We start from the raw sequence: 13,080 nt of genomic DNA on the forward strand, positions 1-13,080 counted from the left end.
AGCCTCATTGGTTTATATGAGTCAAATGATTTAGGTCTTTATCATTATTTTAATTTATAATCTTTTAACTGACTTTACAATTGTTTATTATTAGAAGTAAGAATGGGTTTTTTAGTCATTTTTTTAGGGACGTGGTAGGTGATAGATTTTACAAAATAGGTTAAATGTCATCATTTTTCGACAAAAATCTATTTTTGTACTCCATTCACATACACGTACAGTTACTAGACGGTTTGTTCAAGTCATTGGTTGCAGATGAATATGTCTTATTGAACTGGAGGATATTATGGATACGCAAGTGAAAAGAAGAGTTGACGAAGAGTGGGTTTATTTGATTCAAGAAGCGAAAAAAATTGGACTAGGCATCGAGGAAATACAAGCTTTTTTAACATCCAACGGTGATCAGAAGATGATAAACAAACCGTAAATCAACGCCGTTATCCTTTGTCTTTCAGATTGCTTTGGCTAAAAGTTCTAACCTGTCAATTGACCTTTTAAACATCCTTTCATGACAATACGCTACAATAATTGAACACCTCATCATACTAATCCCTCCCACTCAATGGGGTTCTGTCTTTCTATTTTTAGGAGGACAGTCCGTTCCCTGTTCTTTATATGATCCCTTTTTAGCTGTCATTCATGGAAATTTCCCATTCTCGTTATAAAACCAAGCTCCCCACCCATATATTAAGCATGAGACACAAGAAAAAAGAAAGGTGGGTGGCGCGTGAGTTCAGATTCCCTATCTTATTATCATCAAAAGAAGGATCAATATTATCACGGTGTGAACCCTGTGATTGTCCATCGTATTCGTAAGGAATGGACGTCTATCTTGGATATCGGATGCGGCACAGGCCAGCTTGGCAAAGTCCTAAAACAACAAGACCGTACCATATATGGAATTGAATCTTTTGAAGATGCGGCAAAGCAAGCTGAAAAAGCGCTGGATCATGTTTTATGCGGCAATATTGAACAAATGGCGCTGCCTTATCAGCATGAACAATTTGACTGCATCATTTTCGGAGACGTCCTTGAACATCTATTGGACCCTTGGGCCGTTTTAAAAAAGGTCAAACCTTTTCTTAAAAAGGAAGGGGTCATCTTGTCATCCATTCCGAATATTGGTCATATTTCAACCGTTTTAGAATTACTGGCCGGGAGATTTTCTTATACAGATGCAGGGTTAATGGATCAAACCCATTTACGATTCTTTACCCTTCACGAAATTCATGCCCTCTTTCAATCAGCCGGGTTTCATATTCGTGAGTTTGAAGCCATTCGTGTACAACACCCTTCCTATACGGGCGTCATGAATGATCTACATGAATTACTCGTAAAACATGGCATCCGTTTTGATTTTAACGAGGCAGCGACTGCCTATCAATACGTGGTTGAGGCGGTTCAACTCAATGAGTAGCCCCACCATCTTATTTGTTTTATGTGTAAATGATGAGTCGATGTTTCAAGCTTGCTTCCGGCAGCTTGCTTCACTTCCTGCTCCGCACGGGTATCATGTAGAGGTTTTGCCCATTAGACATGCATCAAGTATGGCCTCTGGATACAATGAAGCTCTCACTCATCCTGCACAGTTTAAAATTTATCTTCATCAAGATACACTCATCGTCAAACAGCATATGCTTCTCGAGCTGATCCCACTTTTCTTGCAAAATCCGTCACTTGGCATGCTTGGGGTAATAGGGGCAGAAAGTGTGCCGGACAATGGAATCTGGTGGGAAAGCCATGATTGCAGAGGGAAAGTCATTGAATATCGGCACGACACCTATCAGCTACTGACGTTTGAATCTGGTCATCCACAGACAGAGCCCCAAGGTTATATCAAAGCTTCTGCTATTGACGGTCTTTTTATGGCAACACAATATGATATCAAGTGGCGTGAGGACCTCTTAGACGGGTTTCATTTTTATGATGTGTCACAGTCTTTTGAATTCGCTCAGCAAGGATATGAGATCGGGATTGCAAGGCAAGAAGAGCCATGGTGTATTCACAAATGCGGAGATCATTTTGATGCAGAAGCATATGAAAAAGCAAGACAAACATTTCTTGCAAATTATCGGTAGAAAGCACCCTTTTCGGGTGCCCAGAATGTAGAGAAACTCATGTTTTTCTACATTCTTTTTTATTTTCCACGTCATGATGTTAGGTGAGAATGAATGAAAAGGCCTTCCACACATGTCTTGAAATGGCCTTTTGGTGCTTTTGAGATCTTGTGCAGCTTTCAAGAAAAGGACACGGTGCTCATGCTTTCGGATCTGATTTGTAGAACCAATAACCTTTCCGATCCGTTATTGTATATGCTTTTCTCTATTATAAAATGGGGAGATGTAAGTTTTAATGGGGACAATAAAGCTGTCGAGATTTTCTCGACAGCCTGACAGACCCTAAAGGTCTGTTTGATTCATCAAGTAGATAATCTAGAATCACGGGTTCCATTCCTCACAGCAAAATCGTTATCTTGTTGAGATAAAGTTATAAGAGGAAAATCCTCAGTAGTAACACTACTGACTGTAGCATTTCTTACAGTCAGATCAGTGGATTCTGGAGAAGTAGCATTTCTTGAATTCACATCAAAATCGACAGCTGATAATGAGATCACACCTAGCAATGCTGAAGCACTCAAAAAACCAGTAAGAACCGTTTTAAAATTCATATGAACAGTCGCCCCTTTGGATTTGTTTTCGGGCGTACATCACTTTTTCATACATTTTTACAGATTCATCCATACGCCCATTCTCATTATAGTACCGAGCCGCTTCGAGCGCTAGGTCTTCCATGTATGGATAACCCCTCTCATTCTCTAATTTTTCCAATGAGCTCAAGACTTCACTTAGGTTTGCTGTTTTTAAAAATAAAATGTCCAATACCATCAGTAACGATAAAAATAGATCATTTTTTCTATTCTTCGCTTCTTCCCAGCCTCTTTTGAAAAATCTTTCACCCTCAATAAATTCCTTTTGACTCAAATGAAATAACGATAATTCATAATAAACCAAAAGCAACTCTGTAGCATTAATAGGCTCTCCTTCTAGAATCACCTGATTAAAATAAGCTAGTGCCCTATTAAAATCACCTACTCCTTTATAACAACAGCCAATATTAAATAATGACTTCACAATCATTGGCTTATTAGACATTGCCTTAGATTTTTCTAAAGCTGACAATAAATGAGGAAGCGCCTCCCCATCTCTTTTTCTTTATTATTCTTACGTTTTTTCATATAAACAGCAAAATAACAAGCACCATTTAACATCATCAATACTGATATTACCGTCATCATAAATTCGCCTCCCAAATAAAAGAACCTAAATTGCGGTCACCGCAACCCAAAAAGAAATTTTCCAATGAATTCCCAAATGCGAATCAATCAATGATAGGATGAAAACATGTCAAAAAAGGAGGGAGCACTATGAATTATTATGCTGTTGTATTTTTTTACGCCGCCACTTAATAAAAGCCACTGAAAAGACAAGAAGTAAAATCGCAATAAGTTTGAAAATAAAGCGAGTGAAGAATGTAGCATCTTCGAACTCCGTTGCAAAGATACAAGCCCCTATGATTATCCCGATCATGCCTACTACCCAATTCCAAAACACATCAATCACTCCCCAATTAACTTTTTTTAAAAGAAAAGCATTTTTTATCCATATGTTTATTATTGCACAAAAAACAAGGGAGAAATATCCAAAATGAAAAAGTTCATAATCGGGGGCTTTTAGGCATGACGCTATTTTTAACAGTTCCATTACAAGCCGTAGCCGCAGTAACCCAACAACCTCAAGAAATTAAAGAATCTTATCAAACAGAGATTGAAGGCAAACTACATACTTTCAATTCTGTAGTTAAAGGCAGCACTCAAACAATAACGATTGATAATGGTGAACAAATAGATACCGTCTCTTTTGATCGGGCAAAAGAAGAACTTCGTATCAACAATGAACTAGTAGACATTAAAGAATTTAAAGAAGCTGGACCAGAATTATTAAGTGAAGACGGCGAATTTAACACAAAATCAAACAAAGATTATCAATGGAGACTTGTAAAAACCTATAAAAACAAATTCAACGTTACTCTTGCTATTGTCGTTCTTGTGACAACAACAATTTTGGCATTACCGACAGGGACCGGTGCTGTAGCTGGCGCAGTCTTGACACTAAAAGTAATAGCCATACTCGCTACAACAGTAACGACAGCTTCAGGATCAACAGGTCAAAAAGTCTTTCATTACACATTCAAAACATACTACAGCCCGAAAAATGGTTACTGGAACAACAAATTTGTCTTATCTGTCTACAAAGATTCCAAGCGTAAAAAGCATGTTAAAACAGTTTCACATACGACACGATATTAAAAGAGAAGCAGGCTCCATCAGCCTGCTTCTCTACATGTTTATGTAATGTAATTCTTGATGTTAATATGCCAACGCATTATGACCTCAAATGTTTCATTTGCTAAATCGAATCTACAGACTATGTGACAATGGTTATCACAGAGTTTTTTTCTTTGATCTTATATTTGATTTCCAGCTTCTTGTGTTTATTTTCATTTTCCCAAAATTGATCAGGCTAAGCACCCTTTTTGGGTGCCTTTTTTATGATATACTGTCATAAACAACCAGATCGTCTCATATGCATTGGAGTACCTTGTCCCTAATTCGTACAAAGGAGGAAACAATGGCAGACAAAAACGTTCATTATAAGAAGGTTGCCGCTTCAAAGGATTTTCGAAAACTTCTTGAGGAAAAACGCAGATTTATCGTACCGATGACGATTTTCTTTTTTCTCTTTTACTTTTCACTTCCGGTTGCTACATCCTACTTCACCTTTTTGAACACGCCAGCAATTGGAGCGATCACGTGGGCTTGGTTATTTGCCCTCACGCAATTTGTGATGACATGGGTTTTATGTGGGCTTTATGCAAAAAAAGCAGCTCAGTTCGACAAATATGTAAGCGCTTTAAAAACTGAATCTAGAGGTGATGACGAATGAGTATGACCGCTTTTATTTTATTCATAGCGATCGTAGGGCTCACATTGGTCATCACGTATTTTGCTGCGAAAAAAACAAGCAATGCGAGTGATTTTTACACCGCAGGCGGCGGACTGACTGGGTTTCAAAATGGCCTTGCCATCGCCGGGGACTATATGTCTGCTGCTTCATTTTTAGGGATCGCCGGCATGATCGCCTTAAATGGATTTGACGGCTTTTTCTATAGTATTGGCTTTCTTGTAGCGTATCTTGTCGTCCTTTATGTCGTGGCTGAACCACTGCGAAATCTAGGAAAATATACGATGGCCGATATGATTGCTGCACGATTCAAACGTCCAGCTATTCGAGGGGTTGCTGCTTTTAACACCATCACAGTATCCACTTTTTATATGATTGCGCAGCTCGTTGGGGCAGGTGCTTTAATTAAACTGCTTCTTGGCATTGATTATTGGATCGCTGTATTAATTGTAGGCGTTTTGATGACCATTTATGTCGTGTTTGGCGGCATGATCGCCACCAGCTGGGTACAGATCACGAAAGCTGTGCTTCTCATGCTGGGCACACTGATTATTTCGCTGCTTGTGTTTGCGAAGTTTGATTTTAGTCTGCTGAAGATGTTTGAGCAGATGAAAACAGCGACACCACTCGGTGAAGCTTTTCTTCACCCGGGAAATAAATATGATGTGCCTTTAGAGACCCTTTCTCTGAACCTTGCCCTTGTGCTTGGAACAGCAGGTTTGCCGCATATTTTGATCCGTTTTTATACGGTAAAGGATGCCATTTCTGCGCGTAAATCTGTTCTATCCGCTACGTGGATCATCGGAATTTTTTATTTAATGACCGTCTTCCTCGGCTTTGGTGCCGCTGCTTTTGTCGGAACAGATGCGATTACAGCAGCCGATGCAGCAGGAAACATGGCAGCACCACTGCTTGCACAGGCCCTAGGGGGAGATTTATTATTTGCCTTTGTTTCCGCTATTGCCTTTGCGACTATACTGGCAGTGGTCACCGGTCTCGTTTTATCCGCCGCGTCTGCCTTTGCTCATGACTTTTATAGCCAGATTATCCGCAAAGGAAAAGCGAGTGAACGTGAACAGGTGAAGGCGGCACGCTTTGCTTCTATCGGCGTGGCCATCCTTTCCATCATTCTTGCATTATTTGCGCAATCTTTAAACGTCGCTTTTCTTGTGTCACTTGCCTTCGCAGTGGCAGCAAGTGCGAATTTACCGTTGATTATCTTCACTGTCTTTTGGAAACGATTTAACTCAACAGGTGCTATCGCAGGAAGCTTAACAGGTCTTCTGAGCGCACTCCTGATCGTGTCACTCAGCCCAAGCGTCTGGGACCCATCAGGGGCAGCCATTTTCACAGGAGAGCCGCTTATCCCACTATCGAACCCTGGGATTATCTCGATCCCGCTCGGATTCCTTGCGGCTTACTTAGGCACCATTTTCTCCTCTGAAAAAGCAGATGAAGACACCTTTACGGAAATTCAAGTAAAAGCACATACAGGTATGCATATGGATACAGATTGATGAGAAAAAGCCGGCTGCTCGCCGGCTTTTTCAGTGTTCTTGCTATTCAAAACTGTACTCAGTATGGGATGAATTGGCCTTTTAATCTCTCTTTATATCTTTCTAACTTGTCACATTTCCTCAAAGTGATCAGCGAACAGCATGTGATGATGATCAAGAGAATTTCATGAACTTCTCCTCTGTTATCAATGATTCTTTTCAACCCTATCACCCCCATAGACTTCGATTCCCCTATTATTCCTATGTTATCATTTTAAACACATACTGGAAATTAACCCCAAAAGAAAGAAGTGAAACATATGTATAAACTGTACTCAGCAAAATTATTATTTGAATCTAGCTCCTCACCAAAGGTGAGACCGGATAAAATCTTTGAAGAACGAATCATTTTAGTGAGAGCAAAAAACAATTGAAAAGTGAAACAAATCGTCAAAGACCATTTTCCAGATGAGACTTTTGAAAATGGAGATCATGGACAAACCATCACAAAACTAGCAGCCATACTAGATATCTTTGAGCTAGTTGAAAACTTAGACGAAGGTCCCCTGCATTTAAGTGAAGTGTACAGCCGATATCTTCTTTTTGATCAAGAAACATCTGCTAAAGAAGCGATTGACGCTTATTCGTTAGACAAATAAAAGAAGCCGGCTGCTCTGCCGGCTTTTTAATATCTCTGAAATAACTCTGGGTTTTTCGGGACGTTTTCTAAATAAACGATCTTTCCTTGATCATCCAGCTCCGCAATATCAATGCCTTCTGCTGTATATACACGACCGTCTGTTAACTTTCCGCAAACAGCCCAGTTTGTTTCATACTTCCCATCTTCACGTTTTACCCAGCCATCCCACATATGCTTAATGTCTTCATGTACGTGGAAAAATGTGTCCAAAAACTGTGTGAACGCTTGGATGCCAGGCTTTTCAGCACCATTTAAGACAATCATGACATCATCTGAAAACAATGCCAGCAATTCGTTCATTTGCTCTTGCCCTTTTCCCGCTTCATCATATCGGCGAAAATACGTATCGAGCACTTCCATCATTCATTCTCCTTTATTTACCTGTCATTTTGAATATAATCGAACAATTAAATTGTACACAATTGTATATTCCCTGTCTATTTTTCACGCAGATAAGAAAAGACATGGATGAGTCAATCCATGTCTTGCACAAGAGCTGCTTTCTCTGACATGACAAGAGATGTTAGTTCTTCCGCAGCTTTTTTCGGATTAGCGCTTTGGCTAATGGCGCTGATGATGCTAATGCCATCGGCTCCCGCCTGGATGACTGGTGCCGCATTTTCATATGTAATGCCGCCGATGCCCACAATTGGAATGTGAAGACCGTGACGACGTACTTCGTTGATTAAAGAAACACCTTGGACACTGCGTGTATCCTTTTTTGTTTCTGTAGGATAGACTGGACCCATCCCAACGTAATCTGCCCCGTCCTTCATTGCTTGTCTCACTTCATCTAGATTGTGCGTGGACACGCCTAATATTTTATTCCCGATTCTTTGCCGTACGTCTTGTGCAAGTGTATCTTCCTGCCCAACATGGACACCATCTGCATCAAGATCGATTGCAAGCTGTACATCATCATTTACGATAAAGGGGATATTCGCTTCTTGGCAAAGCGCTTGAATCTGCCGAGCGATTTTTTCCTTCTCTTCACCTTGCAGAGCACCTTCACCCTTTTCACGAAACTGAAACATCGTAATCCCGCCTTGAATGGCCTCTTTCACCACATCAAGCGGATGCCCACTTGTATTCGCTGTTCCCATAATAAAATAAACCGATAATTGCTGTTTGATTAGCTGCTGATCAACCTTCGTCATGCAAAACTCCCCCTATTTTTCCTAACGTGATCACATCTTGACCATTTGTATTGGACAGCGCGTTTAGCAATTCGATTTGAAAGGTCCCTGGCCCTTTCTCATCTGTCTGCTGAGCTGCCTTTTCTGCAGCGACACCATAAAACAGCAGAGCTGATGCCGACGCATGAACTGGACGTTCCCCTGTTGCACAAAATGCCCCTATGACAGAGGTGAGTAAACAGCCGGTCCCTGTCACCTTGGTTAACCATTCGTGTCCATTATGAATAGACAGAACCTCTTCTCCATCTGACACGACATCCACTTTCCCTGTAATCGCCACAACGGTTTGAAGTGCTTTTGCCGCCTGCTTTGCTAAAGACGATACATCTCCATTTGCCCCTTTTGCATCAACGCCTTTTGACTGCCAGCCCTCCACTCCAATTAAATGAGCCATTTCAGCAGCATTCCCTCTGACAACAGTGATGTCCACTTGCTGTAACAGCTGTTTCGCCGCACTCGTCCGAAACGTTGTCGCACCAACACCAACAGGATCTAATAGAACTGGTACACCTTTTTCATTGGCCGCTTGTCCAGCAATGACCATTGCCTCCACTGTATCCTTTGTTAGTGTACCGATATTCAGCACAAGTGCATCCGCTAATTGCGCCATTTCCGCCACTTCTTCTTTGGCGTTTGCCATGACTGGAGAAGCACCTAAAGCAAGCAGTCCATTCGCTGTAAAGTTCGTCACAACTTGGTTAGTAATATTATGAACAAGGGGATTTTCCGCTCGAACCTTTTCCAATAGATGAGACACGCAGCTTAATTTCATCCGTATCGTCCTCCCTTTTACTCTGCATCCCACACATAGGATTTTGTATGCTTTAACCATTCTCTTGCAGCAAAGGACAAGTAGCGGTCCTTTCGCCAAATGACACCCAAATGCCACGGAATAGACGGATTTAAGGAAATGATCCTCACCTTATCAGGATCTAGATCACGGCAAATCCGTTCAGGCAGAAGCCCAATCCCAAGGTTCTCAGCAACCATTTCACTGATGAAATCCCATTGTGACGTTTCATAAATGACGTTCGGCCTGAATCCCGCATTCATACATTCATTTAAGATTCGGCTGTGCAGAACGAAATCTTCTCGAAAGAAAATAAAAGACTCTTCCTTTAAATCAGCCAAATGAACCTCATCACGTCCTGCCATCGGATGTGATGGATGGGTGACAAGCTTCATATTCTCTTTAATGATGGTGTATGTATGAAAAATTTTATCATTTGCAGGCAGAACAATGACACCAATATCTAATGATCCATCCTCTACCCCTTCCTCTACTTTAATGGAGCCGTGCTCCACCAATTGAAAGGTGACATCTGGATACTGCTGGCGGAATTCCCCCATCACATTTGGGAAAAAGCTTGATCCAATCATGGGCGGCAGTCCTATTCGGATATGTCCTTTTTTCACATTCATTAAATCATTTAATTCACTCGTTAAATTCTGAAACGATTGTGTGATTTCACTCGCTTGTGTATACATGGTTTGTCCAGCATCTGTCATTTCCACCTGTCTGCCATTACGGTAAAACAACTGCACACCCAGCTCATCCTCTAGGTTTTTGACCATCTTGGAAATGGTCGGCTGCGACACATAGAGCGATTGTGATGCTTTCGTAAAACTCTTTAACCGTGCCACTTCTAAGAAATATGTTAAATGTCTGATGTCCACATGGTTCACCCTTTCTATAGACAAAAGGAATACTAACTATTCGATATATGTATTTTACCTATAATAGAACGTGCTGTACACTTTAAAGTAAGCTCACCGATTAGAACGTTGTGTTGTTTTTGTGAAACAGTGAACAATTTATATAGAAAAAGGAGTGAACAGAAAGTGCAATTGCTCAAAACGTCGCTGATTGCTACCCTTCAGATTATGGCTTTATTTGCTTTTGCGAAATTGATGAATGTGCTGGCGGCCTTTTTGCATTTAAGAATTCCGGGCACGATCTTAGGCATTCTTGTCATTTTCTTATTACTTCATTTTAACATCATTAAATTAAAATGGATTGAACTTGGCGCCGTTTGGCTGCTTGGAGAACTGCTGCTCTTCTTTATCCCTTCAGCAGTAGGTGTGATTGATTACGGAACATTACTTTCTCAATCTGGCACAAGTATTGTCCTTGTGGTTTTACTTAGTACCTTTGTGGTCATGCTCTCGACTGGCATGATGACGCAGATGATTGCGAAAAGAAAGGAGCGAAAAAAGCTATGTTAGTTGGTGGACTATTTTTGATCTTAACCATTCTGATCTATCTCGGATCAAAAGCGGTTTATAAACGTCATCCGAAAGTCTATGTCTCCCCTTTACTTGTAACACCGGTTGTTCTTGTGGTCTTGTTGTTAATCGTGAACATTCCTTACGATGCTTACAATCAAGGCGGAAAATGGCTGACAAATATGCTTCAACCTGCGACTGTGGCATTTGCCATTCCTTTATATAAGTATTTTCATATTCTGAAGAAGCATGCAGTAGAAATTATTTTGAATGTGGCTTGCGGTTCTATCGTTGCGATTTTATCAACAGCGTTTATCGCTAAATTGTTTCATTTGGACACGAGTCTGATCGAGAGCCTCGTCCCAAGGTCCGTCACAACACCCGTTGCAATGAGTGTGTCTGAAATGATTGGCGGGATGCCGTCCGTTACGGCTGTATTCGTCATTTTAACAGCATTATTTGGTTCAATCATTGGGCCATTGGTTATCCGTTATTTCCGCATTGATAATGACATTGCAATGGGCGTTCTGCTTGGTACAGGAGCACACGGTGCAGGCACATCGAAGGCCTTTGAACTGAGCTCCGTCTCAGGCACGATCTCAAGTGTGTCCATGATCATTTCGGCCATTATTACATTATGTGCAGCGCCTATCCTGATGTCGTTTGCCTTATAGAAAAAGCCATTTCCCCTTATCGGAAAATGGCTTTTTCTTATACTTGGATGAAGACAACCTTTAAATAGTTCCCCTCAGGATAATTTTTCGTTGTACGGAAGTCCTCGGGGAGTGTATATTCCTCAAGAATACGATACGTTTTCCCAGATTCTTTAAAGGCCTGTGCAATAAATCCTTTAAACTTTTTCATCCCAAATGCACTGCTATTGGTTGACGCCACAATGACGCCGTTCTCAGCTGTGATTTGGATGGCTTCTTTTAATAGTTTTTTATAATCCTTCGCTGCACTGAATGTGTGTTTCTTCGTTCGTGCAAAGGAAGGTGGGTCCAAGATCACGACATCATAGCTCCAGCCTTTTTTCGCCGCAAACGGGAAATATTTAAAGACATCCATGACTTTGATATCCTGCCCGTCTACATCAATGCCATTCACTTCAAACTGCTCAGATGTTTTTTTCAAACTGCGGTTTGCAACATCTACACTTGTCGTACGGCTTGCCCCGCCAAGCGCTGCTGCTACAGAGAAAGCGCCGGTATAAGAGAACGTATTAAGGACGGTCTTTCCTTTTGCATAGCGATCTCGAATTGCTTTTCGCACATGACGCTGATCAAGGAAAATACCTGTCATCGCACCATCATTTAGATAAACCGCCACGTTCACCCCATTTTCTTTGACGATAAGAGGAAATTCACCTTTCTCCCCTTTTACAAAATCGTCATCCTCGATATATTGTCCAGACGTATCAAATCGTTTCTTTTCATAAATGCCTTTATAGTCAGGGTACACCTGCTCAATCGCAACCAATACATCTTCTTTTAATGTATAAACACCTTCGCTATACCATTGGATGAGATAGAATCCATCATAATAATCAATCGTGATTCCACCAATTCCATCCCCCTCTCCATTGAACACACGGAAAGCCGTTGTCTGCGCATCACGAAATAGATGCGTTCTGCTTTTGGATGCCTGTTCAAGTTTAGAAACAAAAAAGGCCTGATCTATTTTTTCGTTGGCGTCAAAGGAAAGCACCCAGCCGATGCCTTTATTTTGCACACCATAATATCCTTTCCCTAAAAAAGAGCCTCTTTCGTCTACCCATTCAATGAGCTCGCCTTCTTGTACACCGTTCACACGCGACACAGCATCTTTTGAAATAAGCGGATATCCCTTTTTCACTTGTTCTGCAAATGTTTGTTTTAATGAGATTTTTTTCATTTGTGTCATCCTTATCCTAAATTGACTCTCTCTATCCTACCATATGAATGTATACGTTACTTCTATTATGATAAGATGAGGAGAAAAATATCAACTCGATATAGAGGAGGCTCTTTTTTGACAACATTACGCTTAGATCATACAGGGATTATGGTGACAAATATTGATCAGTCCATTGATTTTTATGAAAAAGTGGTGGGCATGAAATTAAAAGATCGCATCACTCATACAAACGGAGTCATTGAACTTGCCTTTCTTGGCTTTAAAGACGAAGCGGAAACAGAAATTGAACTCATTCAAGGGTATAGCAGTGACCTTCCATCTGAAGGAAAGGTCCACCATCTCGCCTTCACAACAGATAATATTCACGCTGAATTCAACCGTATTCAAAAGCTGCAAATTGAGCTAATAGATGAAGAAATCACAACATTACCTAATGGCTATTGCTACTTCTTTTTCCGAGGGCCAGACCAAGAATGGATTGAGTTCTTCCAGCGATAATATTTCCTAGGAAATGCATGCGAATCGGTATATTCATTCTCGTCACA

General features: G+C 40.9%; 18 protein-coding genes. 10 read left to right on the forward strand and 8 right to left on the reverse strand.

Features of this window, described 5'->3' with window-relative positions:
* The first annotated feature begins 286 nt into the window (after positions 1 to 286).
* The 3 genes from NST57_RS18940 to NST57_RS18950 all read left to right on the forward strand — a co-directional run bounded on the left by NST57_RS18940 (position 287) and on the right by NST57_RS18950 (position 2,078).
* Entirely contained in the window at positions 287 to 427 is a 141-nt protein-coding gene (locus NST57_RS18940) for an anti-repressor SinI family protein (protein WP_008345506.1), read from the forward strand.
* Between the two features lie 300 nt (positions 428 to 727).
* Positions 728 to 1,417, forward strand: a complete 690-nt coding sequence (locus NST57_RS18945; protein WP_142153125.1) for a methyltransferase domain-containing protein — start codon at positions 728 to 730, stop codon at positions 1,415 to 1,417.
* Entirely contained in the window at positions 1,410 to 2,078 is a 669-nt protein-coding gene (locus tag NST57_RS18950; protein WP_035702484.1) for a glycosyltransferase family protein, read from the forward strand. Before NST57_RS18945 ends, NST57_RS18950 begins: the two co-directional genes overlap by 8 nt.
* A gap of 341 nt (positions 2,079 to 2,419) precedes the next feature.
* Here the strand turns inward: NST57_RS18950 and NST57_RS18955 are convergent, their stop codons facing one another.
* Genes NST57_RS18955 through NST57_RS18965 form a run of 3 tightly spaced genes read right to left on the reverse strand, consistent with a single transcriptional unit; the run spans position 2,420 to position 3,292 of the window.
* A complete protein-coding gene (locus NST57_RS18955; RefSeq protein ID WP_142153131.1) occupies positions 2,420 to 2,668 on the reverse strand; it encodes a hypothetical protein in 249 nt (82 codons plus the stop codon).
* Positions 2,658 to 3,179 carry a response regulator aspartate phosphatase E gene (locus tag NST57_RS18960; RefSeq protein WP_142153133.1) on the reverse strand — a complete coding sequence of 174 codons (522 nt, stop codon included), beginning with the start codon at positions 3,177 to 3,179 and terminating at the stop codon, positions 2,658 to 2,660. The genes NST57_RS18955 and NST57_RS18960 overlap by 11 nt, the downstream gene beginning before the upstream one ends.
* The gene (locus tag NST57_RS18965; protein ID WP_341299064.1) at positions 3,167 to 3,292 is read right to left on the reverse strand and encodes a hypothetical protein; all 126 of its coding nucleotides are present in this window, start codon (positions 3,290 to 3,292) and stop codon (positions 3,167 to 3,169) included. Before NST57_RS18965 ends, NST57_RS18960 begins: the two co-directional genes overlap by 13 nt.
* A gap of 444 nt (positions 3,293 to 3,736) precedes the next feature.
* Here NST57_RS18965 and NST57_RS18970 point away from each other — a divergent pair, with 444 nt between their 5' ends.
* The 4 genes from NST57_RS18970 (at position 3,737) to NST57_RS18985 (ending at position 7,176) form a co-directional block, all read left to right on the forward strand.
* Positions 3,737 to 4,366: a hypothetical protein gene (locus NST57_RS18970; RefSeq protein ID WP_341299065.1), complete on the forward strand. Its 630-nt coding sequence runs from the start codon at positions 3,737 to 3,739 to the stop codon at positions 4,364 to 4,366.
* 322 nt (positions 4,367 to 4,688) lie between these two features.
* Entirely contained in the window at positions 4,689 to 5,003 is a 315-nt protein-coding gene (locus NST57_RS18975; RefSeq protein ID WP_025208191.1) for a DUF485 domain-containing protein, read from the forward strand.
* A complete protein-coding gene (locus tag NST57_RS18980; RefSeq protein ID WP_007497838.1) occupies positions 5,000 to 6,538 on the forward strand; it encodes a solute symporter family protein in 1,539 nt (512 codons plus the stop codon). Before NST57_RS18975 ends, NST57_RS18980 begins: the two co-directional genes overlap by 4 nt.
* A 416-nt stretch (positions 6,539 to 6,954) precedes the next feature.
* Positions 6,955 to 7,176, forward strand: a complete 222-nt coding sequence (locus NST57_RS18985; RefSeq protein WP_341299066.1) for a hypothetical protein — start codon at positions 6,955 to 6,957, stop codon at positions 7,174 to 7,176.
* Positions 7,177 to 7,202: 26 nt separating this feature from the next.
* Here NST57_RS18985 and NST57_RS18990 read toward each other — a convergent pair whose 3' ends face one another.
* From NST57_RS18990 to cidR, 4 genes are all read right to left on the reverse strand, one after another.
* Entirely contained in the window at positions 7,203 to 7,577 is a 375-nt protein-coding gene (locus tag NST57_RS18990; RefSeq protein WP_142153139.1) for a nuclear transport factor 2 family protein, read from the reverse strand.
* A 113-nt stretch (positions 7,578 to 7,690) separates the two neighbouring features.
* Positions 7,691 to 8,374: a thiamine phosphate synthase gene (thiE, locus tag NST57_RS18995; protein ID WP_341299067.1), complete on the reverse strand. Its 684-nt coding sequence runs from the start codon at positions 8,372 to 8,374 to the stop codon at positions 7,691 to 7,693.
* Positions 8,361 to 9,185 (reverse strand): hydroxyethylthiazole kinase, encoded by an 825-nt coding sequence (thiM, locus tag NST57_RS19000; RefSeq protein ID WP_341299068.1) that lies wholly within the window; start codon positions 9,183 to 9,185, stop codon positions 8,361 to 8,363. The genes thiE and thiM overlap by 14 nt, the downstream gene beginning before the upstream one ends.
* Positions 9,186 to 9,202: 17 nt before the next feature.
* Positions 9,203 to 10,090 carry a cidABC operon transcriptional activator CidR gene (gene cidR, locus NST57_RS19005; protein ID WP_008345526.1) on the reverse strand — a complete coding sequence of 296 codons (888 nt, stop codon included), beginning with the start codon at positions 10,088 to 10,090 and terminating at the stop codon, positions 9,203 to 9,205.
* A gap of 165 nt (positions 10,091 to 10,255) precedes the next feature.
* Between cidR and NST57_RS19010 the strand changes: the two genes are divergently transcribed.
* Both NST57_RS19010 and NST57_RS19015 read left to right on the forward strand, forming a co-directional pair.
* Positions 10,256 to 10,639 (forward strand): CidA/LrgA family holin-like protein, encoded by a 384-nt coding sequence (locus NST57_RS19010; protein ID WP_008345527.1) that lies wholly within the window; start codon positions 10,256 to 10,258, stop codon positions 10,637 to 10,639.
* A complete protein-coding gene (locus tag NST57_RS19015) occupies positions 10,633 to 11,313 on the forward strand; it encodes a CidB/LrgB family autolysis modulator (protein ID WP_007497850.1) in 681 nt (226 codons plus the stop codon). Before NST57_RS19010 ends, NST57_RS19015 begins: the two co-directional genes overlap by 7 nt.
* Before the next feature lie 37 nt (positions 11,314 to 11,350).
* Here the strand turns inward: NST57_RS19015 and NST57_RS19020 are convergent, their stop codons facing one another.
* The gene (locus NST57_RS19020) at positions 11,351 to 12,532 is read right to left on the reverse strand and encodes a class I SAM-dependent rRNA methyltransferase (protein WP_341299069.1); all 1,182 of its coding nucleotides are present in this window, start codon (positions 12,530 to 12,532) and stop codon (positions 11,351 to 11,353) included.
* A gap of 117 nt (positions 12,533 to 12,649) precedes the next feature.
* Between NST57_RS19020 and NST57_RS19025 the strand changes: the two genes are divergently transcribed.
* The gene (locus NST57_RS19025) at positions 12,650 to 13,033 is read left to right on the forward strand and encodes a VOC family protein (protein ID WP_008345541.1); all 384 of its coding nucleotides are present in this window, start codon (positions 12,650 to 12,652) and stop codon (positions 13,031 to 13,033) included.
* Positions 13,034 to 13,080 lie beyond the last annotated feature (47 nt).

It is taken from the genome of Bacillus sp. FSL M8-0077 (genome assembly GCF_038050255.1).
In the GTDB taxonomy this organism is placed as follows: domain Bacteria; phylum Bacillota; class Bacilli; order Bacillales; family Bacillaceae; genus Bacillus; species Bacillus altitudinis.